This window comes from Hoeflea sp. AS60 (assembly GCF_038900115.1).
Taxonomy (GTDB): Bacteria; Pseudomonadota; Alphaproteobacteria; order Rhizobiales; family Rhizobiaceae; genus Hoeflea.
The window spans coordinates 70,860-93,932 of record NZ_JBBMQP010000007.1 but is presented as its reverse complement, the minus strand read 5'-3'; the positions used below and the strand labels follow the sequence as shown (position 1 = coordinate 93,932).

Here is a 23,073-nt window from a genome sequence, read left to right as displayed (position 1 = left end):
ACAGGTAAGGCAGAACTTACGGAATACGGTGCCATACCGCCCTCTGTCGGCTATGCCGACATTTTTCCCGCAAGGGGGGAGATTGGCGTGCCGCGGCCGCTCGTTCATGCTTCCGCTGCTGAGAGGCGTTGCCTCAACCGCCGGCGCGGGCCCAGGCGTCGAGTGCCTGGTTGAACACTTCGGTGCCGCTGGCGCCCTTTTCCAGCGTAATCAGCGCCTGGCGGCCGTTGGCATAGACCACCGGGATGTCGATCCAGTTGCGCTCGCGCAGGAGCTTGGTGTTGGCTTCGCGCGCTTCCGCCAGATCATTGAGCGCCACCATGTAGAAGTCCTCGGTGATCTTGGCCGGCACCGCTATCAGCGGCGTGCCCTGATCAGCTTCGGTCTGCTTGAGCGCAATGCGCTGCAGCTGGTCGATCGAGCCGCCGTCAAAATCGGCAGGCAGGGCGAAGACAATCTCGACAATGTGGCTGGCAGGCAGCGAAGCATCGGTGTTGCGCTTGATGGTGAGCAGCGCGGAGAGCCCCTTCTCGGGATTATTGATTTCACCGCGAATGACCTGCTCGTCAGGCCCGTCGCCGGACGGCTCGCTGACCAGCGTCCAGACAACCGTACCCGGCTTGACCTCAAGCGACTGCTGGCCGAGGCGCTCCTCATAGAGGATCATCTTTTGCTGAACGCCAAGCGCCTGTGAGGCCGGGGCTGCGGCTTCCTCGGGCGAAACCGCTGCATCGGCAGTGGCAGCTTCGGCGACACTTTCATCCGCCGGGCCCGCATCGGTCAGTTCTGCAACCGAGCGGCCTTCGACAGTGCCTTCAACATCCGGCCCCGCAGCCGGACCGGCATCGGTTTCGGTTCCATCCTGGTTCAGGCGCTGGGTAAACTTGCCGTCGTCAGCAGGCGCCACCTCTTCGGTCATGGCTGTCTCGACCGGCGCCGGCTCATCGGGCGTGGCAGCGGCAGTTTCCGCTGCCGGCGTTTCTTCGGAAGGTGTTTCTGAGGAAGGCGTTTCTGCAGAAGGTTGGGCGCCTTCAGTTGCCATCACCGGGTCGGACGACGAGCCGCCAAACATCGCGGTGATGGTGTCCTTGTAGGTCCAGCCGGCAACAGCCACCAGAACCACAAATCCGGCAATCAGCAAAAGCGCCAGCAGGCCGCCCTTGCCACCCTTGGCAGCAGTCTTGCGCTGACGCGTCTCAAATTGGCGCTCGGGCGCATGATCAAGACCAAAGGCCTCGTCATGGGCCTGCCCGACCAGATCTTCCCGAGCGGACTCGGTATCAGCTTCAGGGTACGGCTCCTCAACTCTTTGACGAGGCGGATGTGCTGACGGAAAAGCGGAGGAAGCCTCAACCGGATCAGGGTCCGCTTCAGGATACATGTAGGGATCAGGCTCAACCGGCGTGAAGGACTGGGGCTCAAGCACTGGTGGCGGCGCGACCGGAATGGGCGCGGGCTCGGGCCTGATTTCAGCTTTGGGTTCAGGCTTCGGTTCTGGTCTTGGCTCAGGTTCTGGCCTGGGCTCGGGTTTTGGCTCTGGCCTGGGCTCAGGTTTTGGCGCAGGCTCAGGTTTGGGCTCGGCAATCACCGGGCTCTTTTCCACCATCGATTCGAGCTCGGCCATCAGCGCATCGGTCTCGTCGAGATCGGCGGGCAGAGCCTCGGCGTTTTCGCTTTCGACTTCGTCGATTGCCTGGCCGAGCTTGTCGAGCTGGCGCGCGATCACCTCATCCGAGGGTGGCGGATTGATTGCCTCCAGCTGGCGGCGGATGGCAGCCCGCGCCTTGTCATAGACCTTTGTCCGGTTCTCCGGAGTATTGTCAGGCAGGCTGTCGACCGCCTTCCGGATGACTGCTACAAAATCGGCCATGAGTTACCCTGGTTTGATCCCATAAAGCGCTTCAAATCACGCAATTGCGCTAACCTACTGCATAAGTTCCCAAATCGGAACGATTTTAGCCAAAAATTATGCAGCCGTTTTTGGAGCTAAAGAGTGCTTTGTGCGTTGGACAAACGCACCGCGCTTTAGTCTTCAAACGGGTCAGTCACAAGTATCGTGTCATCCCGCTCGGGACTTGTTGACAATAGCGCAACCGGCGCGCCGATCAGCTCTTCGATTCGTCTGACATATTTGATCGCCTGCGCCGGCAGATCGGCCCAGCTGCGCGCACCCACGGTGGTGCCCTTCCAGCCTTCGATGGTCTCGTAGATCGGGGTCACACGTGCCTGCGCCCCCTGGCTTGCAGGCAGGTGATCGATGCGGGTTCCGTCGAGATCATAGCCGACGCAGATCTTGAGCTCTTCAAGACCGTCGAGCACATCGAGCTTGGTCAGCGCTATGCCGGTAATGCCGTTGACGGCAACCGACTGGCGCACCAGTGCGGCATCAAACCAGCCACAACGCCGCTTGCGGCCGGTCACCGTGCCGAATTCATGCCCGCGCTCGCCCAGAAACTGGCCGGTCTCATCATGCAGCTCGGTCGGGAACGGCCCCTCGCCCACCCGCGTGGTATAGGCCTTGGTGATGCCGAGCACGTAGCTCAGCGATCCCGGACCCATGCCTGAACCTGCGGCCGCCTGGCCGGAAACGGTGTTGGACGAAGTGACGAACGGATAGGTGCCGTGGTCGACATCGAGCAAGGTGCCCTGCGCCCCTTCGAACAGGATGCGCGCGCCGGCACGGCGCTTCTTGTCGAGCAGCAACCACACCGTCTCGCGGAACGGCAGGATGCGCTCGGCAACGGAGGTGAGTTCTTCCAGAATTGTCTCGACCGAGAATTCCGGCTGGCCAAGTCCGCGGCGAAGCGCATTGTGGTGGGTGAGCAGGCGGTCGACCTTGGCAGGCAGGCTTTCCAGATTGGCAAGGTCCATCACCCGGATCGCCCGGCGTCCGACCTTGTCCTCGTAGGCCGGGCCGATGCCGCGGCGGGTGGTGCCGATCTTGGTGCCGGAATTCGACGCTGCGTCTTCGCGCAAAGCATCAAGCTCGCGGTGCAGCGACAGGATCAGCGTCGCATTGTCGGCTATCCTGAGGTTCTCGGCATTGACGACGACGCCTTGCGTGGCAAGCCGGTCGATTTCACTGACCAGCGCATGCGGATCGATGACGACGCCATTGCCGATGATGGCAAGCTTGCCCGGACGCACCACACCAGAGGGCAGCAGCGAAAGCTTGTAGCTGACACCATCGATGACCAGCGTATGGCCGGCATTGTGGCCGCCCTGAAAACGCACGACAACATCGGCCCGCTCGGAAAGCCAGTCGACGATCTTGCCTTTTCCCTCGTCACCCCATTGCGAACCGACGACAACTACGTTGGCCATGAAAACCCCTTGGATAAGGGCCTCTCGCTTGAGGCCCGGAAAACAAAAACCCGCGCATGCATACAGACTCAGGCCACCAAAATCGACCCTCAGTCAGACAGAACAGCCTTTTTTACGTGACAATTTCTCCTGTTCTGGACAAACAGGAAGCGCGGTATCGTCAATGAGTTGATTATACCGTGCAAATTGCCGCGGGCCAGCCGTTTGCCTGCCTCTGAAACCCCTGACACCGCCAGAAAGTTCCGTCTTGATCCTGCGCGCCTACCTGTTTCTGATCATCACATCCCTGTCGTGGGGCGCCAATGCGGTGGCCGGCAAGATGGCTGTCGGCCATATCTCGCCGATGCTTCTGACATCGATTCGCTGGGGCCTGGCACTCGCAATCCTCATGACATTTGCCTTGCCGCAGGTCCGCCGCGACATCAGGACGATCAGAGCCAACCTGCCTTTGCTGATCGCCTACGGCATGTGCGGCTTCACCTTCTTCAACATCCTGCTCTACTCGGCGCTCGAATACACCACCGCGATCAACGTCGCCATTGAGCAGGCCGGCATGCCGATGGTGATCTTTCTCGCCAACTTCATCCTGTTTCGCATCAGGGTCACGCCCGCCCAGATCATAGGCTTCGTGCTGACACTGACCGGCGTGGCCATCACCGCCTCGAGCGGCAGCCTTGCCCGCCTGATCGGACTGGAACTCAACCGCGGTGACGCCCTGATGCTTCTGGCCGTGCTGTTTTACGGCGGCTACACCGTGGCGCTGCGCTACAAGCCGGTGCTGCACTGGCAGAGCATGATAACGGTCATGGCGGCGTCAGCCTTCCTCACGTCACTGCCATTCGCAGCCTTCGAGATGGCGCGCGAGACGGTGATCTGGCCCGATACCACCGGATGGCTTGTCGGAGCTTTCACCGCGGTGTTCCCGTCGCTGGTGGCCCAGGTGATGTTCATCAAGGGCAATGAAATCATCGGCTCGAACCGCGCCGGCATCTTTATCAACCTGGTGCCTATTTTCGGCACCCTGCTGTCGGTGATGATCCTGAGCGAAACCATGCATCTTTATCACGTGGCAGCACTTGTGCTGGTCCTTGGCGGCATCTGGCTGTCGGAACGCGGAAAGCAGCAGGGCGCTCCCGTCACGAGCTCAACGGGGGACACTGTCGAATAGCCGCGAGCCCAGACACGATGTTTTCGACGACATCGAGATATTCCACACCGCCCGTCGAGTTCGAACGGCGGCGGACAACAAAGACCGAGGGTGTCTGAAAAACTCGAGGGCTTATTCATGCACTGGTTCCAGCCATTGACGCATCGGCGCTGCCGGGCGGACCCCTCGTCAGGCTGAGCCTTGTGTCTCTACATCAATGCGCTGCGCAAAATCGGCCAATGCCATCGGCTTGCCATAGAGATACCCCTGAAACTGTATGCTGCCGAACTGGGCCAGCAAATCGTGCTGCTCCATCGTTTCCACCCCTTCGGCCAGAACGTTGTGACCCAGATCGCGGCTCATACGGACAACACTCTTGACCAGTGAGGCGCTGCTTGGGCTGTTGACTGCATCCTGCACGAAACTGCGGTCGATCTTTATCTGCTGGATCGGCAACCTACGCAGATACGATAGTGAAGAGTAACCGGTACCGAAATCATCAAGGGCTATGGTGATGCCCATTTCGCGCAGCGCATTGAGTTTGGCGATCACCAGCTCAATCTCAGTGACTAGGACGCTTTCGGTCAATTCCAGGATCAAGTGCTGCGGGTTTGCGCCGGTTTCGGCCAACGTGTCGCGCACAAATGCCTCGAAGTCTTGGTGCATGATTTGGCTCGCGCTGACATTGATCGACAGAGACAAGTGCCGAAAATCGGGGTTTGTGCCCCATTCAGCCAATGTGCGACAGCCTCTTTCCAGGACCCAGCCGCCAATGGCAATCATGAGACCAAGCCTTTCCGCCTGCGCAATGAACTCGACCGGGGATACGGAGCCACGTTGCGGACTGTTCCAGCGCAGGAGCGCTTCAGCGCCAATTGTCCTTTGGGAAACGTCGACCTGCGGCTGATAGACGAGTTGAAATTCGTCGTTCCACAACGCGGCCATGAGATCGCGGCTGTACTTGTCCTTGCGGGTGAACTCGGTCTGCATCGCATGGATGCAAGCCGCAAGCAGTGCAGTGGCCATAAAGGCATTGGCCCATGTGCCGATGGTTCTGGCCACCTCAGGCATCACGACATAGGGGGATGTCAGCCGCGCGCTGCCGAGTATGACGAATGCCAGCAGGCACAAGCCGATCAATATCAACTGGGTATAAGACTTTTCCCGCTGATAATTGAGATACCCCAAAGCAGCCACGACCAGCAGGTAAACATGACTGATCCGAGGCGCTTCGGCCGTGGGAACATCGAGAAGCAACCCCATAATGATTATGATCGCCATCAATGCGGCCTGGCCTGCCAAAACCCCCAAAGTGAGGTGGCCGCGCCGGATCAACAGATAGATTGTGAGCCCTGCAACAAAAGCAGCGAGCTCCATTGCCACAACCAACCACAAACCGATCATGGCAAACAACACTGCCTGAATGAGGCCGATGCCAGCAATTGCCAGAGACCCATATCGAAAGACAACGACCATCCGCTTTGAATAGTGGTTGGCAGGTTCCGACGGGAGCTGTGGCTTTGGGATTGCCATCCATGTTCCTAACTTGGCATCATATGAGCTCTAACGCATAAATATGAATTGACCGATAAAGACCAAATACGTCCTTGCTTCTGCAACGAACGAAACCTGCTCCCGTGAGATGACCTTGAAAGTGGCGCGACACAACAGGATGGCGTGTCGCAGCCTTCACGGCTGCATTCCAGTCACCGGTGGCCCAGATCCTGTTCATCGAGGGCGGTCTCGGGAGATCTCGGTGCGATTCAGTCTTCGTGCATAAGCTGGCTCGGGCTGACATTAATGGACAGAGACAAGTGTCGAAAACGAGCGTTTGTGGCGCCGCAATACGGAGCTGGTTGCCACTCTCAGGGTGCCTGATTTCATCTTCTTAACGATGACTGAACGAATTTCTGTGGGAGGTTCATTCGCGCTGATGGACCACACGTTCTCATTTACCTAAAGAGGCCGCGCACATGTCGTGCAATACTCAAAGGAATGAAAAACAATGAAACTTTCGACACTTACCTTTATCGCGGCAATGACATTTTCCTCTGCCGCTCTTGCTGACGACGCCTGCACGGCTGAATCACTGCAATCGAAGGTAACCGAAGCAACTATGGCCATGCAGACGATCGCAGCAAAGGATCCAGCCCGTATGCAGGAACTGGCACTCGAGATGCAGGCAAAAACGACAGAAATGCAATCAGGTGGCGACTTGACGGCTGTTTGCGCTTTCTATGATAAAGTTATTGCAGAAGCAGCAAACTAAGCGACACACCGAAAGGGCAGGCAAGACCTGCCTTTTCGGAACCGCCTGTCACCGCGCTTGCACTCCCAATCAGCGCAAATGTTAGTTTCTGTGAAGATGTCGCTACAAGCGAGGGTTTGCGCCCGCTGGGCCAAACAGGGTGGAAGTTCCGGCACGGTGCAATCCGAAGACGGGGATTACTTCACGATTTTCTGCAAACAAACTTAAGGCTGAAGAGAACGTGGGCGCTCGGTCATATCGATGTGCGTAGCCTTCTGATCTTCGAAGAAGATTCCGATTTGTGATGCCTCAAACAACCCTTTTGTTGAAGGCAGCGGTTTATTTTCGCCGTTCGCAACAGGCCCAAAGTGTAAATCTTGATTGACAGTTTCTCCGCTCTAGATTTTCATAATCGAGAAACAAGCGGGCCGAATAATTGTATTATTGCGGGAAACTGGAATGACTGATGCAACTCATCGTGCTGAGTGGTTCGCGCAAAGCGTGTACGAACAGACCAATATCGGCATTCGCACTCTCAAAGCCAATCTTGCAGAGGACGAAGTTCGCTCGCTTGCCAAAGAGGTTTTAAGACGAGTTGCCCAACGAGCTCCAGAACACCCAGCCTTAGCTCAACGGACGTCGCATGCCGATATCGAGCGATTGTGTATGGCTTTGACGTCAAAAGACGATGAGGCTGCCACGCGTCTTATTATGCAAATTGGAGCAGATGGCGCCTCGCCAGACACGATTTACCTCACATTTCTAGCCGGTGCTGCTCGGCTGCTGGGCGAATGGTGGGATGATAGCCGTCTGTCCTTTTTTGATGTTACAATCGCGACAAGTCGCATTTATTCTATTATGCGAGGGATGAGCCATCTCTTTGTGCCAACTGAACCGGCCCGAATTAGAGTGGCGTCTTTTGCGTCAGTGCCAGGCGAAACTCACACTCTCGGCGTAAGCATGGCTGCGGACCTTTTTCGGAAAGAAGGTTGGGATATCGAACTCCTTGTGGGCCTAGGGCACCACGATCTGATTGCCGAGATAGCCCAGTCCAGACCACGACTGATTGGTCTATCTTGCAGCGGTCGCCATTCTTCGGTTTCCCTTGCAAAACTAATTATTGGATTAAGACTGAGCAATCCTGGTGCGTTCATAATGGTCAGCGGGCAGGTTCTTGATGAAGCTGAGGATCTTGTGTTGGCCATGGATGTGGATGGAACGGCATCTGCTTTTCGTGGTGCCAAAGCAACAATGGATTCCCTATGGGACAGATCGATCAATCAGAGTTCAAATCCGCGAAATAAATAGCTGATCCTGCAATTCTTCTGCAGCCATTTGGGTCATTTCAAAAACATCCAAGGCCGCAAATAACCGGACCAAAGGAACCTGACCGGCTGCCTATATAAGTCTGGTTCAACAAAACTGCCCCCCGAAACTCCGAGTTTCGGGGGGCAGAACATTCAGACATGCTCTTCCATCATCTCAGTCGACGTTGAACACCAGCGCTTTAGCCTGCTTGATCGCCTGGTGGGCGGTCAGCTTGTCGAGAACGTCGCGGCTGACGACGTCATCGACATAGAGAAGCGCGATTGCGTCGCCGCTTTCCTTTTCGCGGCCCAACTGGAAGTTGGCGATGTTGACGCCGGCGTCGCCCAGCGTCGAGCCCATGAAGCCGATCATGCCGGGCACGTCGGTATTGGCGATGTAGATCATGTGAGCGCCGACTTCGGCGTCCATGTTGATGCCCTTGATCTGGATGAAGCGAGGCTTGCCATCCGAGAACACGGTGCCCGCGACCGAGCGGGTCTGACGCTCTGTGGTGACGGTGAGCTTGATGTAGCCATCATAGACGCCGGTCTTGTCGCGCTTGACCTCGGACAGGACGATGCCCTTTTCCTTGATCATGATCGGCGCTGAAACCATGTTGACGTCGGCCACCTGATTGCGGATCAGGCCTGCGAGCAGTGCGCTAGTTAGCGCCTTGGTGTTCATGCCCGCGGTCACGCCGTCATACAGGATCTCGATTTCCTTGATCGGGCTTTCCGTCACCTGGCCGGCAAAGGAGCCGAGAACGTCCGCCAGCCGGATGAACGGCTTCAGGATCGGTGCTTCTTCAGCTGTGATCGACGGCATATTGATGGCGTTGGAGACCGCACCGCGGACCAGATAGTCCGACATCTGCTCGGCCACCTGAAGTGCGACATTTTCCTGCGCTTCGGTGGTCGACGCGCCAAGGTGCGGTGTGCAGACGACGTTCGGCAGGCCGAACAGCGGGCTTTCCGTTGCAGGCTCGACCTCGAACACGTCGAAGCCTGCGCCTGCGACATGGCCCGACTTGAGGGCTTCGGCCAATGCTGCCTCGTCCACCAGGCCGCCACGGGCGCAATTGATGATGCGAACGCCCTGCTTGGTCTTGGCGAGCGCTTCGGCGTTGAGAATGCCGCGAGTCTTGTCGGTCATCGGCACATGAAGGGTAATGAAGTCGGCCTTGGCCAGCAGCTCGTCTAGCTCGACCTTGGTGACGCCCATCTCCTCGGCGCGCTCCTTGGACAGGAATGGATCATAGGCCACGACATGCATTTTCAGGCCGATGGCGCGCGAGCAGACGATCGAGCCGATATTGCCGGCGCCGATGACGCCGAGCGTCTTGCCGGTGATCTCGACACCCATGAACTTGGATTTCTCCCACTTGCCGGCCTGGGTCGAGGCATCGGCGGAGGGAAGCTGGCGGGCGACGGCGAACATCAGCGCGATGGCATGCTCGGCGGTGGTGATCGAGTTGCCGAAAGGCGTGTTCATGACGATGATACCGCGACGCGACGCGGCAGGTATATCGACATTGTCGACGCCGATACCGGCGCGGCCGATGACCTTGAGATTGGTGGCAGCGGCAATCAGCTTTTCAGTGGCCTTGGTGGCCGAGCGGATCGCCAGACCGTCATAATCACCGATGATTTCGAGCAGCTTTTCCTTGTCCTTGCCGAGCTTCGGCATGAAGTCGACATCTACGCCGCGATCACGAAAGATCTGGACGGCAGTTTCCGACAATTCATCGGATACGAGTACGCGAGGTGCCATGATGGCCTCCATTGAGAGTGTCTGAAGAATGGGAATTGGGCAGCCGGACTGCGCCGGAATTATCCGGCGCAGTCACGAGCCAAGATCAGGCAGCCTGCTTGAGAGCGGCTTTTTCCTGGGCGAAGGCCCATGACAGCCAGGGCGTCAAGGCTTCGAGATCGGATGTCTCGACCGTGGCACCGCACCAGATCCGCAGACCAGCTGGGGCATCGCGGTAGGCGCCGATATCGAGCGCCACGCCTTCCTTGTCGAGACGGCTGACCATCGCCTTGGCGAAGGCGGCTTGCGCGTCGGGCGCAAGTGCTGCGACCTCAGGGTCGGCGATGACAAGGCAGACGGACGTGTTGGAGCGGGTGTCGTCAACCTTGGCAAGGTTGGCGATCCAGGAGTTGTCAGCAACGAAGCGATGCAGAACATCGGCATTGGCATCGGCACGCGCGATCAGCCCCTTGAGGCCGCCGACACGCTCGGCCCAGTTAAGCGCATCGAGATAGTCCTCGACGCAGAGCATAGACGGCGTGTTGATGGTCTCGCCGGTGAAGATGCCCTCGATGAGCTTGCCGCCCTTGGTCATGCGGAAGATCTTCGGCAGAGGCCAGGCTGGAACATAGCTTTCGAGCCGTTCGACGGCGCGGGGGCTCAGGATCAGAACGCCGTGAGCGCCCTCCCCGCCAAGCACCTTCTGCCAGGAGAATGTCACGACATCGAGCTTGGCGAAGTCGAGGTCCTGCGCGAAAGCCGCGGACGTAGCGTCGCAGATGGTCAGACCTTCGCGATCAGCAGGAATGAAATCGGCATTGGGTACACGCACGCCGGAGGTGGTGCCGTTCCAGGTAAAGACCACATCGCGATCAAAATCGATCTGCGCAAGGTCAGGCAGCTCGCCATAGGGGGCGGTGATCTTGCGAACATCATCAAGCTTCAACTGCTTGACCACATCGGTGATCCAGCCTTCGCCGAAGCTTTCCCAGGCCACCATGTCGACGCCGCGTGCGCCGAGCATCGACCACATGGCCATCTCGACAGCACCGGTGTCGGAAGCTGCAACGATACCGATACGGTAATCGTCCGGCACGCCGAGCACTGTGCGCGTCTGGTCAATGGCCTGCTTGAGTTTGGATTTGCCGATCTTGGCCCGGTGCGAGCGGCCAAGAGCCGCGTCATTGAGCGCTTCGGGCGTCCAACCGGGACGCTTCGCGCAGGGACCAGAAGAAAAACGGGGATTTTCCGGACGCACGTCCGGCTTCAGTTCAGTCGTCATAATGCTATCCTTCCAGATAGTGGCCCCTCGTTGGGGAGGGGTGGCCCACTGGCGGGATTAGACCTCGGCGAATTGACTGTCAAGCAGGATTATATGCCGTACCAAACGAAAAAGGGCGGAGATGATCCGCCCTTCCTGCATCTTGTCGTTCGCTTCATCTACCAGAGCGAATAGCGCAAACCGACCCGCACTTCATGCTTGGCAAAGCCATTGTCCGAGACCTGGGAACCAGACGCGCCAGCTGCAATCGTTGTGGCATCGAAGCCAGCCTGCTTACCGGCTTTAATCTTCGAGTACTTGTAGCCAACGTCCAGCTTGAGGTTCTTGGACAGGTCATAGGAAACGCCGCCCATCAGGGCATAGGTGAACCGCCAGGCTTCTGTTCCAGAACGGGTTCTGTCCGCAGCGGTTCCAACGCAGGCGCCGCCGACACAGGTCTGGTCATTGGTGTAGGTGTTCCAGGTCACTCGCGTCAGTCCGGCACCAGCGCCGAGATAGGGTGTGAAGCCGACAAAGGTGCCGAGATCAACATAGGCATTGGCCATGAGGCCATACTGTTCGAAAGTCTGCGTATCCGCACTCGAGCACTGACCCAACGTCGATCCGGCGCAAGGGGTCGTCGAGCTTGTGGTTCCGTTGAATCGGCCTCTGCTGTAATCAAAGCTCAGCTCACCGCGGAGATAGTCAGTGAAGCTATAGCCGGCACCCAGAGACCCGGACCAGTCACCGCTGAGCGAGGAACTGTCATAGGGCGTAGAAGTGTATGTTGCCGGCGGGCCGGCGCTGAAGACCGAGTAATTGGTTGCGGCGCCTCGTGTCTTGGTCGAGTAACCAAGATCACCGCGCAAATACCAGCCCGATCCAATCTCGACCGATTGTGTGACCGGCAACTCCTTGGCGTAGATGATCTCATCAAGATCTGCCGCCTGGGCTGGAGCTGCAATTCCCATCAAAGCTGCAATGCTAGACGCCGCAGCAAGTCGCATGAACATGACCAAATTCCCTTCAATTGATCCGGCCCCGCTCGAACGCGCCCCGAATACGTATGAAAGCCACTATGGCCACGACTGGTTAAGTCACAGTTAAGCATGTTTATTAACCGTGATTTCCACGGCAATTGTTTGGAAGAATATTCATCGGGAACAACGCTCAAACGAAAACCGCCCGGCGTGAAAGCCGGGCGGTTCGAAGCGACAACAGTCTGATGCGATATAGTCTGGGTTCTATTTGTAGACCGCAGGCATGATCGGAGCAGGCTCGATATAAACCTCTTCCTGGGCGCAACCATTGAAGCCGTAGCGCAGACCGCCGCGAACTTCATGCGAGGAGATGCCCTTGTGATAGCCCTGATAACCAGCGCTGGTCAGGCTCTTGAACATCGCACCACCCGCAATGTGACGGTAGCGGTAGCCGACATCGGCTTTCAGGTTACAGGTCACGTCAACCGAGGCACCGGCCATCAGTGCATAGGTGAAGCGCCATCCGGCGGCACCGCCGTGATTGAAAGACGGGTCGCAGTTCGCAGAATTGCCGGTTTGGCATGAGGTATTGTTCAGATCATCCCATTTGACCCGGGTACCACCGACACCACCACCTGCATAGAAGGTGAAGCGTCCCTTCTTGTAGAGATCGACATAGGCGTTTGCCAGCAGACCATAACCGGTAATGGAGGTCAGGTCGGTCGAGGTGCAGGCCGTAGCCACGCCACAGCTACCTGTGGTCGATCCTCTGAACTTAGCCTTGCCAAAATAGTCGAACGTCACGTCTGTGCGCAGACGATGATTGATCTGGTAGCCGACACCAACGCCAACGCTGTAGGACGAGCGCAGCGAAGTGGTGGTGAATGGCGCATAAGTACCCAGGCCACCCTGAAAGAATTCGGCGCCCTTCATCTTGTTCCAGGAGTAGCCGACGTCCCCGCGAAGATACCAGCCACCAGCCGAAGCAACAGGCTGCGATACAGGCGGCTCATACATCGGCGGATCAACATACGGGACTGAAATGTCCGCAGCGCCGGCTACGCTTACACCGGCAATCAGCATGGCCGCACCAGCCAGGAAAAGCTTTCTCATGATAGACTCCATCGTCGAGACTTGCGCTGCCGCCGGTTCTGGAGACAACACGATTGTTGGTTCGCGATGGATAATGGATGACAAAAGTTAAAGCCCGCTTAACCACGTCTCTTTACCAAGAATCGCAGAAGAAAAGGGCTTATCACCGCTCAAGACAGGGATAAAGAGCGCCTCTATTTAGAACACGCTCAACAACGAAAGATAAGAAGCTTCACCGTTCATGAAGCACACTGAACATCATCATCTTGCGGTACAAAACCGATGAAATTTGCTTGAAAATCTTCGTTGGACGAAGAAACGACAACACGCCGCGTCCGCACATTCATGCCAAAGCCCGGTCGTTCCCAACATAGTGCCAGCAAGGTGGCGCCATTAATCCTCAGGCACCCGTCAAGCGGCGTTGCGCGCACCTGAAATAACAGTGATGAGCTGATCCACGACCGTCTCGATCTTCTCGCGGTCGTCACCTTCGGCCATCACCCGGATCAGGGGCTCGGTTCCGGAAGGGCGAATGACCAACCGTGCAGAATTGCCCAGGGTTGCCTCTGCATCGGCAATCGCTGCCTTCACGTGGGCATCGTCGAGTGGATGACCGCCCGAATGCCGGACGTTCTTGAGCACCTGTGGCACGGGTTCAAACCTGCGGCAGACTTCCGACACGGGACGCCCCATCCGCTGCACACAAGCCATCACCTGCAAGGCCGCGACAAGACCATCGCCGGTGGTGGCAAAATCCGAGAGCACAATGTGTCCCGACTGCTCGCCGCCAACATTGAAATCATGCTTGCGCATGTGTTCCACGACATAGCGGTCGCCTACCTTGGTGCGGGCCAGAGTGAGGTCAATACCATCAAGGAAGCGTTCAAGGCCGAGATTGGACATCACGGTCGCAACGATCCCGTTGCCGCGCAGCATATTGTCCGCCTTCCAGGATTCGGCGATCAGCGCCATCAACTGGTCGCCGTCGATAACCGCACCTGTCTCGTCAACAATCAGCACACGGTCTGCATCACCATCGAGCGCGATGCCGATATCGGCGCGCACTTCGTGGACCTTGCGCGACAGCGCCACAGGATGGGTCGAGCCACAATTGAGATTGATGTTGGTGCCGTTCGGCTCCTCGCCAATGGCAATCACATCCGCACCCAGTTCCCACAGCGCTGCAGGAGCAACCTTGTAGCCGGCTCCATTGGCGCAATCGATCACCACCCGCATGCCCGACAAGGTAATGTCCTTGGGAAGGGTCCGCTTGGCGAACTCGATGTAGCGGTCATGCACACCATCGACGCGCTTGGCGCGGCCGATTGAATCCGGACGCGCCAGCTGCAGATGGATGTCCTCATCCATCAGTTCCTCGATGCGGTGCTCCAGATCGTCCGACAGCTTGAAGCCATCGGGGCCGAAAAGCTTGATGCCGTTGTCCTGATAGGGATTGTGAGAGGCCGATATCATCACGCCAATATCTGCACGCAGCGAACGGGTCAGCATCGCCACGGCGGGTGTCGGGATAGGTCCGAGCAGGAAAACATCAAGGCCTGCAGCCGTAAAGCCGGCCACCAGTGCGTTCTCGATCATGTAGCCGGAGAGACGGGTGTCCTTGCCGATGACAACCCTGTGCCGATGATCACCGCGCCGAAACAGGTTTCCAACCGCAATACCCACTCGCATTGCCAGATCTGGCGTCATCGGCGCCTTGTTTGCCTGGCCACGAATTCCGTCCGTGCCAAAATATCGCCTGCTCATGGAAGCCCCCGGTACGATCCCGATAAATTATTCTTGTACCTAGGTTGATCCAACACATCGACGCAAGAATACAATCAGATTTTGTTACAAACCGTTGCAATACACAAAAAACAGCCGCCCGAGGGCGGCTGTCAATAAATCTTGGTCGGTATGGTTTACGCAGGCAGCGCCTTATTGTGGCTGCGGCTCCAGCCCTGTATCAGGCTCATCGCCCTTCTTTCCGGCGCCGCCCTTCTTGGCTCCGGCCGTCGGAACCGCGGTTCCCCGGCTCGGTGGCGTATCATCACCAATGTCGCGCGAAGGCTTCTCTCCGCGGATCAAGGCCTTGATCTCTTCGCCAGTCAGCGTTTCGTACTCGAGCAGGCCTTCGGCGATGGCGATAAAGCCCTTCTTCTTCTTGGTCAGGATCTCGCGGGCTTCGCTATAGGCCTGATCAATCAGACGGCGAATTTCGCTGTCGATCTTCTGGGACGTCGCTTCCGACACGTTTTTCGACTGCGCCACAGAATGTCCAAGGAACACTTCCTGCTGGTTCTCACCATAGGCGACCTGTCCGAGTTCGTCGGAGAAGCCCCATTCGGTGACCATGGCACGGGCAAGCTTGGTCGCCTGCACGATGTCCGACGACGCACCCGACGTGATGTTCTCCTTGCCGAAGGTCAGTTCTTCGGCAACGCGGCCACCCATCATGATTGCCAGCCGCGACACCATCCACTTGTAGCTCATGGAATACCGGTCAGCCTCGGGCAACTGCATCACCATGCCAAGAGCACGTCCACGCGGAATGATCGTCGCCTTGTGCACCGGATCGGCCACTGCGACATTCATGGCGACGATGGCATGACCTGCTTCATGATAGGCTGTGAGCTTCTTTTCTTCCTGGGTCATGGCAGTCGAGCGACGCTCGGCACCCATCATGACCTTGTCCTTGGCGTCTTCAAACTCGGCCATTGTGACAAGCCGCTTGTTGCGGCGGGCTGCCAGCAATGCGCCTTCGTTGATAAGGTTCATCAGGTCGGCACCCGAAAAACCGGGTGTGCCACGGGCGAGAACCTTGAGATCGACATTCGGCGCCATCGGCACGTTGCGCACATGCACCTTGAGGATCTTCTCGCGACCATTGACGTCAGGCAGCGGCACAACGACCTGACGGTCAAACCGGCCCGGACGCATCAAGGCAGGATCGAGAACGTCGGGACGGTTGGTCGCTGCAATCAGGATGACGCCTTCATTGGCTTCAAAGCCATCCATCTCGACCAGCAGCTGGTTGAGCGTCTGTTCGCGCTCGTCATTGCCGCCGCCGAGACCTGCGCCACGATGACGACCGACAGCGTCGATTTCATCGATGAAGATGATGCATGGTGAATTCTTCTTGGCCTGTTCGAACATGTCGCGAACCCGGCTTGCGCCAACGCCGACGAACATTTCAACGAAGTCCGAACCGGAAATGGTGAAGAACGGAACATTGGCTTCACCAGCGACGGCACGCGCTGTCAGCGTCTTGCCGGTACCGGGAGGGCCCACGAGCAGAACGCCGCGCGGGATCTTGCCGCCGAGCCGCTGGAACTTTTGCGGGTCACGAAGGAATTCAACGATTTCCTCAAGGTCCTGCTTGGCCTCGTCAACGCCGGCAACGTCTGCGAAAGTGACGCGGCCATGCGCTTCTGTCAGCAGCTTTGCCTTCGACTTGCCAAAGCCCATGGCGCCACGTGAGCCGCCCTGCATCTGACGCATGAAGAAGATCCAGACGCCAAGGATGAGGAGGATCGGCAACCAAGAGATCAGATAGCCGACAAGCGTATTGGAGCTGTCGACTTCCGGCTTGGCCGTGATGGAGACGTTCTTCGAGTTCAAGCGCTGGATCAGACCTGAATCACCAGGCGAATAGGTCTGGAAGCCGGTGGCTGTATCGGTGTAGTTGCCCGAGATTCGCTCTCCGACAATGGTCACGTCACGGACACGACCCGTATCAACGTCCTTCAGGAACTGCGAATAGGCGATATCGCGGCCCGTGGTCCGTTCACTCGGACTTTGAAACATGTTGAACAGTGCGATCAACAGGAGCGCTATGATTGCCCATAGGGCAAAATTGCGGAAGTTGGGGTTCATGCTCTTCCTCGGGGATCAAGGCCTGCAGCCACCGGCGCATAACCGAATTTCGAAAACTCAACCTACAACATAGGAGCCTGAAGGGGTCTTGCCAAGGCTGGCGGCGGTGTTTGTCATTGGACTTTCATCGCAAGGCTAATGGAACATCCATCAAACCGGGCCATGGGCACGTCGGGAACGACTTCAGCTTTGCCAATCGAGCCAACACCTGCGCCAACGGCAACTGGTGAAACGGCAGGATATATGAGTTGCGACCGACCAGTGGCTGGCAGAAGAATCCACCTGCCACTCCCTCATCTTCCGACCATTCGCCCCTATCACGGCTGAAACAAGGCAAAACGCCACCGTTTCCTCCACCTGAGACAGTCAGGGCGGAACCGTTTGCAAGATTGTGGACCCGAAAGCGCCGGTCCCACTGCCCCCAGGCGCCCGGCTCAAGCACAAGTCTGGCAATATCCCTGCGTTCACGCCTTACGGTCAGAAAGTCCCCTCGCCGGCGAACCAGTGTCCGTCCCAGGCTGATGACAGATCGATCTCTGCCTTCGGCGCAGGAGGTCATGAAGTCCTCAAGCGTCGCTTTGCCGCGCCTGTCGAGCGGACGCGAAGCCCCGCCCCGCCAATCAATCAGAGCTTCGAGCGCGACCTTCGTCTCAAGCGAAGCCTCACCTGCGCTGTATCGCATCCAGAGCAGATCATCCGCATCGACATGGCAATTGGTTTCGATGAACCCCGCCACCTTGCGGGCGAGCTCAAGCCGGGCCACCGCGATGTGCGCGCCATCCGGACCGGCAGAAGGCGCCGGTTCATTCCTAAGCCTGGCGCGAACGCGCACCCTTTCAAACCGGGGATCGGTGTTCGATGGATCCTCGACCCAGTCAGAAACACCTCTGTGTTGAAGAAACCCACGGATCTCGGCGCGACCCAGTGCCAAAAGAGGGCGCAGCACCCACATCCGCGCTTCGAACAGGGTTGCCGGCGGAATGCCCGCCAGTCCCGGTGCATCATCGGATGAGCTGCGCGCGCGGCGCATGGCCAGGGTCTCGTTCTGGTCATCACGCGTATGTGCGGTCAGCACAGCCGAGAGGCCCAGCCGCGTGGATGCCTCCACCAGCAACCGGTAACGCGCCGCTCTGGCGGCCGCCTGCAGACCTGTTCCCGGCTGGGCGCTTTCCCACCTGAGCGTCTCATGACGAATGCCGAGCCGCCGGCACCGGGATTTGACCCAGCGCGCTTCATTGGCTGATCCGGCACGCAAGCCATGATCCACGGTCAATGCCACCAGCTTGCCCGGCGAGACCACCTCGGCAAGGCCATAGAGCAGACCAAGGGAATCCGATCCACCTGAAACTGCCACGCCAAGCGGGCGGTGGTCAGTCAGGCCGGCGTGAAATTCAGAAAGACGTTTAAGAAATTGCTGTGGCGCTTGCAGGGAGCGGCCCGAAACATCAGGCATTATCGGGGCCTGCGAAAATTCAGCAGCTCGCCCGCTGCTGCTCTTCGCTCACCTTGGCGCGAACCGCTGCGGACGCGCCTGGATAGCGGATCAGAACTTCACGCAATGTCGCACAAGCGGTGTCGCGATTGTCGAGCTTGGCAAGCGACATGCCGAGCTTCAGAAGCGTGTCAGCGCCCTTGTCGGCCTTGGGATACCGCTTGTGAGCATCAAGAAAGGTCTTGGCTGACTCCTGATAACTGCCCTGGGAGTACTGGGCTTCACCCAGCCAGAACATTGCGTCCGACGCCCGCGGGTCATCCGGATTGTTGGCGACGTAATCCTGGAACACCTGCTCGGCCAGCGCATAGTCGCCTGCAAGCATGTGATTGTAACCCGCCTGGTACATGTCATCCGGCGAAGACAGCGACGCGGTTTCGCTTCCTGCTCCGTCCATAGGCTGGATGATGCCGCCGATGAGGTCACCCTTGTCATCAAACCGGATCGACCCGAGATCGGTTTCAGGGGCACCTGTCCCCTGCGTGTCCTGACTGGTTGATGCTGTGGTTGATTGCTCGATTCCCGGCTGGGTGACAGCCGGTCCGGCATCACCGCGCTGATTGCCGGTTTTCTCAAGTTCCTGGAACCGGAACTCGTTGTCTTGCTGCATCTGGCGCATCTGCTCCTGCATCTGCAAAAGCTGGAACCCGAGTTCCTCAATGCGACCATTGAGCCCGCGGATCTGTTCCTCGAGCTGCCCGATCCGGTAAACCGGATCGCCGGCCTGCGCCAGGATCACCGGTGCACGATTGGTTTGAGCGCTTGCAACGGGAGCCGGCGGAAACAGCGGACCTTGCGAAAATCCGGACAAAAGCGGCGCCGCGCTCACTGGAAACGCGATCGCGCTGATCGCAGCCGCGGCTAGTAGTTTGGAAATAAGTTTCATCGGCCTGACCTCTTTACGCGGGCAATCGCCCAGACATCTGGAATATCGCATGGCGGGAGATCAAATCAACGCACAAACCGGCCAAACTATGGTGAAACGGATCTACCCTAAAAAAGATGGCGGCCCGAAGACCGCCATCAAACATTAAAACACCGCTGTTGCAATCAGCTGCCGGCGCCGCCAAGCACGGTAACCGCGCGACGGTTCTGCGACCAGCAGGAAATGTCGTCGCAGACTGCAACCGGACGCTCCTTGCCGAACGAGATTGTCCGGATGCGGTTGGCCTGAATGCCGCGATTGGCGAGATACTGACGCGTTGCTGCGGCACGACGTGCGCCCAGTGCAAGGTTGTATTCGCGCGTGCCGCGTTCGTCGGCATGGCCTTCAACAGTGATCTGGTAGTTCGGGTACTGGTTGAGCCACTGCGCCTGACGATCAAGTGTCGCAGCCGCATCGGCACGAACCACAGACGAATCCGTATCGAAGAAAATCCGGTCGCCAACATTGACCGTGAAGTCCTGCTGGGTTCCCGGGGCCGCGTTGCCGGCAAGACCGAGGTCCGCAGCATTGTTGGGCAGATTATTTTTCTTCGAGGCGCAGCCTGTAAGCATGAGCGCTGCGAAAAGCGCGATCATTGCCGGGTTGCGGGCAAGTTCTTGCATGCGGCGCATGGCCGGACTCCTTGGAATTGTTTGGTTGACCATTTGTAACCGGGAGCGGTTAATCGGCGTTGAAGAAACAGGGTTAATATTGTCTGTTTTTATGCGTTCCAAGCCGCGTTTGGACGCACAATGCGGCGCAAAGACGGCAAAACCCTGCCTTTTTCTTGATTTGATGCTATTCCAGCAAAGGCGACCATGCAGGGTCCGAAGCATAGGTCGGGGTCGTGACCAACTGCTCATTGTACCCTGTCAGATCGATCGAATAGATCTGCGGACCACCCGCACCGGCTGGCTGGCGGAAGAACATCAGCACCCGGCCATTTGGTGCCCAGGTTGGGCCCTCGTTGTGAAACCCGGTGGTCAGAATCCGTTCGCCCGATCCGTCGGTCCGCATCACACCGATCGAGAATTTCCCTCCCGATTGCTTGGTGAAGGCGATCAGATCGCCGCGCGGCGACCAGACCGGCGTCGAATAGGAACCGTCCCCGAACGAGACACGACGCTGGTTCGAGCCGTCCGCACCCATGATATAGAGCTGCTGGCGTCCTCCCCGGTCGCTTTCGAAGATGATCTGGCTGCCATCGGGCGAATAGGATGGCGACGTGTCAATCGCAGCCGTGTTGGTCAGACGCGTGGTTGAACGCGACCTGAGGTCCATCGTGTAGATGTTTGCGTTGCCGTCCTGCTGAAGGCTCATGATCACCTTCTGGCCATCTGGCGAAAACCGCGGAGAGAACGTCATCCCCGGAAAATTGCCGACCAGTTCGCGCTGGCCAGTTTCCAGTTGAAGGAGATAGACCCGTGGCTGACCACCCTCGAACGACATGTAGGTGATTTCCTGACGGCTGGGCGAAAACCGCGGCGTCAGCACGATGTCATTGGCATTGGTCAGCATCCTGAGATTGGCGCCATCCTGGTCCATGATGGCCAGTTGCTTCTGACGTGCGGTCTTGGGGCCGCTTTCAGACACGAACACCACGCGGCTGTCGAAGTAGCCCTTCTCGCCCGTCAGGCGTTCATAAATCGCATCGGCGATGATGTGAGCGACACGGCGCCAGTTTTCCGGACGGGTGAAAAACTGCTCGCCCGACAGCTGCTGATTGGCAAACGTGTCCCAAAGCCGGAATTCCGCGCGCAAGCGGCCATCCGCTTCCCGCACCACCTTGCCGGTGACCAGCGCCTGCGCATTGATCACCCGCCAGTCTTCAAACCGGGGAGCGACATCGGGATTTGAAATCTTCTCGATGAACGCGGCCTTGCTGATCGGCGCGAACAGGCCAGACCGCTTGAGGTCAGCGGCAACAACCTCGGCGATCTGTGCACCGACCCCGTCGCTCGAGATGAAATCGGTGATCGCGATCGGCAAGGGTTCGACGTTGGCGCGATTGATATCGATCTCGACAACGGCGCGTGCCGGGCTCGCCGTAAACAGAACGAGTGCGGCAACCATTGCCAATGGAACGAAAAGAATTTGGTTGATCATTTTCATAATGCAGCCTTTCAGCGCTTAGAACATCTGGCTGGGATCGAAATTGACGATCACATCCGACCATGAATCATATTTCTCTTTAGGCAACTGGAAAGGCTGGGCCTGAAGGACAGCTCGGCGGGCGCTGCCAGAAAGTGTACTGCGCGTACCCGCAGATCCACCTGTCGCCGTCACATCCGGTTGTCCAACTATGTTGCCAGCCAAGTCTAATCTCATCTTTACCGTGACCCGAACATCGCCGCCATCGGCCATGCCCGGAATGATGTTCCAGTACTTCTGGATCTGGCCACGCAGTGCGTCCATTTCGCTCTGGCTGAGCGTGTTTCCGCGTGTTGTCCGTTCGCCACCAAGCGATGCGGTTTCGGTTGTCCGCTTGGCGCCACCGCCGGCCGCATCCTGCTTGTTGAGAAGCGCCGCGACCTGGTCGGCATTGAAATCGCTCTCTTTCGTCGAGGCGGTCTCCTGCGCTTCCGGCTTTGCGGCGGCTTTCGGCGGTTCCGGCCGGGTCTGAGGCACCGGCCCGGCGCTGGGCAAGGCCGTGAACTGCGGCTCGGCCGGCGCTGACTCAGTGATCGCCTCTGCCACAGGGTCGGGCGTCGATTCGGCCGGAAGGGCCGCAACATCAACGGGAGCTGGTGCGGCCTCAGCGGGCTTCTCTGCTGGCGGAGTGGGCGCAGGTTCAGGTGCGGGTTTCGGTTCCGCCACCTTCACCGGTTCCGGAGTTGGCGTCTTGGGAGCGGGCTCGGGCTTGGGCGCGGGTTTCTCCGCAGGCTTCGGCGGCGCTTCCGAAACCACTTCCTTGGGGCTGGGTTTGGCAGCCTTGCTGGTTTTCAGATCGACAGAATTATCGCCGGCGTTTTCCGCATCAGGCACCCGATCGGGGCGCGCCGTCGGAGTGGGCGCGGCCTTTTCAGCGACCGGCGCTGTTTTCTCGCCTTGCTGGATCTGGGTAATTTCATCAATCGGCACGATGCTGACCGGAAAGGATTCGACATCCGCAACTTCAAGCGTCCGCGGCGCTGTGAAGGAGGACAGAGCGACCCCCAGCACAACCACATGCAAAACCGTTGATGTCGCCAGACTTCCCTTCATCAGCGCGCCGTCAACTGCCCTGTTCCTGAAGCGTAACCAGGCCGAGGTTCTTGAACCCGGCAGCGGAAATGCGCGCCATCACCTTCATGACGGTGCCGTAATCAGCATTGGTATCGCCGCGCACGTAAATGCGCTCACTGTAGCCTGTGGTGGCGATCGCCTCGAGCTTGGCGACCACTTCATCGATGGCGATTTCGGTTTCCTGCAGAAACACCTGCCCTGTCGAATTGACCGAAACGGTAATCGGCTGGGTTTCGGAATTCAGCGCCTTGGCTTCTGTTTCCGGCAGGTCGATAGGCACCCCCACTGTAAGTAGCGGTGCGGCCACCATGAAGATGATCAACAGCACAAGCATCACGTCGACAAACGGCGTGACGTTGATTTCGCTCAGCAGCTGCTTGCGGCCTCCGCGCCTTCCGCGGCGCGAACCGCCGCCTCTGCTACCCTGTGCTGACATGCCCATGACTGCC

General features: G+C 58.3%; 18 protein-coding genes. 3 read left to right on the top strand and 15 right to left on the bottom strand.

Annotation, left to right across the window (positions count from 1 at the left end):
* Nucleotides 1–133: 133 nt before the first annotated feature.
* Together WNZ14_RS22980 and WNZ14_RS22975 are read right to left on the bottom strand one after the other, a co-directional pair.
* Entirely contained in the window at nucleotides 134–1,870 is a 1,737-nt protein-coding gene (locus WNZ14_RS22980; RefSeq protein WP_342871017.1) for a hypothetical protein, read from the bottom strand.
* Between the two features lie 155 nt (nucleotides 1,871–2,025).
* The gene (locus WNZ14_RS22975; RefSeq protein WP_342871016.1) at nucleotides 2,026–3,324 is read right to left on the bottom strand and encodes an adenylosuccinate synthase; all 1,299 of its coding nucleotides are present in this window, start codon (nucleotides 3,322–3,324) and stop codon (nucleotides 2,026–2,028) included.
* 247 nt (nucleotides 3,325–3,571) lie between these two features.
* Here WNZ14_RS22975 and WNZ14_RS22970 point away from each other — a divergent pair, with 247 nt between their 5' ends.
* The gene (locus tag WNZ14_RS22970; protein WP_342871015.1) at nucleotides 3,572–4,492 is read left to right on the top strand and encodes a DMT family transporter; all 921 of its coding nucleotides are present in this window, start codon (nucleotides 3,572–3,574) and stop codon (nucleotides 4,490–4,492) included.
* A 168-nt stretch (nucleotides 4,493–4,660) separates the two neighbouring features.
* Here the strand turns inward: WNZ14_RS22970 and WNZ14_RS22965 are convergent, their stop codons facing one another.
* Nucleotides 4,661–5,875: an EAL domain-containing protein gene (locus tag WNZ14_RS22965; RefSeq protein WP_342871035.1), complete on the bottom strand. Its 1,215-nt coding sequence runs from the start codon at nucleotides 5,873–5,875 to the stop codon at nucleotides 4,661–4,663.
* Between the two features lie 601 nt (nucleotides 5,876–6,476).
* On the opposite strand from WNZ14_RS22965, the gene WNZ14_RS22960 reads away from it, so the two are divergent.
* Complete coding sequence (locus WNZ14_RS22960; RefSeq protein WP_342871014.1) at nucleotides 6,477–6,740, top strand: hypothetical protein; 264 nt, start codon at nucleotides 6,477–6,479, stop codon at nucleotides 6,738–6,740.
* 438 nt (nucleotides 6,741–7,178) lie between these two features.
* The gene (locus tag WNZ14_RS22955; protein ID WP_342871013.1) at nucleotides 7,179–8,027 is read left to right on the top strand and encodes a cobalamin-dependent protein; all 849 of its coding nucleotides are present in this window, start codon (nucleotides 7,179–7,181) and stop codon (nucleotides 8,025–8,027) included.
* Between the two features lie 174 nt (nucleotides 8,028–8,201).
* Here the strand turns inward: WNZ14_RS22955 and serA are convergent, their stop codons facing one another.
* The 12 genes from serA to tolR all read right to left on the bottom strand — a co-directional run bounded on the left by serA (nucleotide 8,202) and on the right by tolR (nucleotide 23,066).
* Nucleotides 8,202–9,797: a phosphoglycerate dehydrogenase gene (gene serA, locus WNZ14_RS22950; protein WP_342871012.1), complete on the bottom strand. Its 1,596-nt coding sequence runs from the start codon at nucleotides 9,795–9,797 to the stop codon at nucleotides 8,202–8,204.
* A gap of 85 nt (nucleotides 9,798–9,882) precedes the next feature.
* On the bottom strand, nucleotides 9,883–11,058 hold the full coding sequence (locus tag WNZ14_RS22945; protein ID WP_342871011.1) for a phosphoserine transaminase: 1,176 nt from the start codon (nucleotides 11,056–11,058) through the stop codon (nucleotides 9,883–9,885).
* Nucleotides 11,059–11,216: 158 nt separating this feature from the next.
* Complete coding sequence (locus tag WNZ14_RS22940) at nucleotides 11,217–12,050, bottom strand: outer membrane beta-barrel protein (protein ID WP_342871010.1); 834 nt, start codon at nucleotides 12,048–12,050, stop codon at nucleotides 11,217–11,219.
* Nucleotides 12,051–12,281: 231 nt separating this feature from the next.
* On the bottom strand, nucleotides 12,282–13,130 hold the full coding sequence (locus tag WNZ14_RS22935; RefSeq protein ID WP_342871009.1) for an outer membrane protein: 849 nt from the start codon (nucleotides 13,128–13,130) through the stop codon (nucleotides 12,282–12,284).
* 390 nt (nucleotides 13,131–13,520) lie between these two features.
* Entirely contained in the window at nucleotides 13,521–14,873 is a 1,353-nt protein-coding gene (glmM, locus tag WNZ14_RS22930) for a phosphoglucosamine mutase (protein WP_342871008.1), read from the bottom strand.
* Nucleotides 14,874–15,044: 171 nt separating this feature from the next.
* Nucleotides 15,045–16,982: an ATP-dependent zinc metalloprotease FtsH gene (gene ftsH / locus WNZ14_RS22925; RefSeq protein WP_342871007.1), complete on the bottom strand. Its 1,938-nt coding sequence runs from the start codon at nucleotides 16,980–16,982 to the stop codon at nucleotides 15,045–15,047.
* Nucleotides 16,983–17,106: 124 nt separating this feature from the next.
* Nucleotides 17,107–18,435 (bottom strand): tRNA lysidine(34) synthetase TilS, encoded by a 1,329-nt coding sequence (gene tilS, locus WNZ14_RS22920; protein ID WP_342871006.1) that lies wholly within the window; start codon nucleotides 18,433–18,435, stop codon nucleotides 17,107–17,109.
* 19 nt (nucleotides 18,436–18,454) lie between these two features.
* Nucleotides 18,455–19,360, bottom strand: coding sequence for a tol-pal system protein YbgF (gene ybgF, locus WNZ14_RS22915; protein ID WP_342871005.1), 906 nt, complete (start codon nucleotides 19,358–19,360; stop codon nucleotides 18,455–18,457).
* A gap of 164 nt (nucleotides 19,361–19,524) precedes the next feature.
* Nucleotides 19,525–20,064, bottom strand: coding sequence for a peptidoglycan-associated lipoprotein Pal (pal, locus tag WNZ14_RS22910; protein WP_342871004.1), 540 nt, complete (start codon nucleotides 20,062–20,064; stop codon nucleotides 19,525–19,527).
* 133 nt (nucleotides 20,065–20,197) lie between these two features.
* On the bottom strand, nucleotides 20,198–21,511 hold the full coding sequence (gene tolB, locus WNZ14_RS22905; protein WP_342871003.1) for a Tol-Pal system beta propeller repeat protein TolB: 1,314 nt from the start codon (nucleotides 21,509–21,511) through the stop codon (nucleotides 20,198–20,200).
* An 18-nt stretch (nucleotides 21,512–21,529) separates the two neighbouring features.
* The gene (locus WNZ14_RS22900; RefSeq protein WP_342871002.1) at nucleotides 21,530–22,603 is read right to left on the bottom strand and encodes a hypothetical protein; all 1,074 of its coding nucleotides are present in this window, start codon (nucleotides 22,601–22,603) and stop codon (nucleotides 21,530–21,532) included.
* 10 nt (nucleotides 22,604–22,613) lie between these two features.
* Nucleotides 22,614–23,066 carry a protein TolR gene (gene tolR / locus WNZ14_RS22895; RefSeq protein WP_342871001.1) on the bottom strand — a complete coding sequence of 151 codons (453 nt, stop codon included), beginning with the start codon at nucleotides 23,064–23,066 and terminating at the stop codon, nucleotides 22,614–22,616.
* Between the last annotated feature and the right edge of the window lie 7 nt (nucleotides 23,067–23,073).

Coding starts and splice junctions, on each gene's coding strand:
- WNZ14_RS22980 (WP_342871017.1), bottom strand. CDS start 1,870: ATGGCCGATTTTGTAGCAGTCATCCGGAAGGCGGTCGACAGCCTGCCT.
- WNZ14_RS22975 (WP_342871016.1), bottom strand. CDS start 3,324: ATGGCCAACGTAGTTGTCGTCGGTTCGCAATGGGGTGACGAGGGAAAA.
- WNZ14_RS22965 (WP_342871035.1), bottom strand. CDS start 5,875: ATGATCGGTTTGTGGTTGGTTGTGGCAATGGAGCTCGCTGCTTTTGTT.
- WNZ14_RS22960 (WP_342871014.1), top strand. CDS start 6,477: ATGAAACTTTCGACACTTACCTTTATCGCGGCAATGACATTTTCCTCT.
- WNZ14_RS22955 (WP_342871013.1), top strand. CDS start 7,179: ATGACTGATGCAACTCATCGTGCTGAGTGGTTCGCGCAAAGCGTGTAC.
- serA (WP_342871012.1), bottom strand. CDS start 9,797: ATGGCACCTCGCGTACTCGTATCCGATGAATTGTCGGAAACTGCCGTC.
- WNZ14_RS22945 (WP_342871011.1), bottom strand. CDS start 11,058: ATGACGACTGAACTGAAGCCGGACGTGCGTCCGGAAAATCCCCGTTTT.
- WNZ14_RS22940 (WP_342871010.1), bottom strand. CDS start 12,050: ATGTTCATGCGACTTGCTGCGGCGTCTAGCATTGCAGCTTTGATGGGA.
- WNZ14_RS22935 (WP_342871009.1), bottom strand. CDS start 13,130: ATGAGAAAGCTTTTCCTGGCTGGTGCGGCCATGCTGATTGCCGGTGTA.
- glmM (WP_342871008.1), bottom strand. CDS start 14,873: ATGAGCAGGCGATATTTTGGCACGGACGGAATTCGTGGCCAGGCAAAC.
- ftsH (WP_342871007.1), bottom strand. CDS start 16,982: ATGAACCCCAACTTCCGCAATTTTGCCCTATGGGCAATCATAGCGCTC.
- tilS (WP_342871006.1), bottom strand. CDS start 18,435: ATGCCTGATGTTTCGGGCCGCTCCCTGCAAGCGCCACAGCAATTTCTT.
- ybgF (WP_342871005.1), bottom strand. CDS start 19,360: ATGAAACTTATTTCCAAACTACTAGCCGCGGCTGCGATCAGCGCGATC.
- pal (WP_342871004.1), bottom strand. CDS start 20,064: ATGGTCAACCAAACAATTCCAAGGAGTCCGGCCATGCGCCGCATGCAA.
- tolB (WP_342871003.1), bottom strand. CDS start 21,511: ATGAAAATGATCAACCAAATTCTTTTCGTTCCATTGGCAATGGTTGCC.
- WNZ14_RS22900 (WP_342871002.1), bottom strand. CDS start 22,603: ATGAAGGGAAGTCTGGCGACATCAACGGTTTTGCATGTGGTTGTGCTG.
- tolR (WP_342871001.1), bottom strand. CDS start 23,066: ATGGGCATGTCAGCACAGGGTAGCAGAGGCGGCGGTTCGCGCCGCGGA.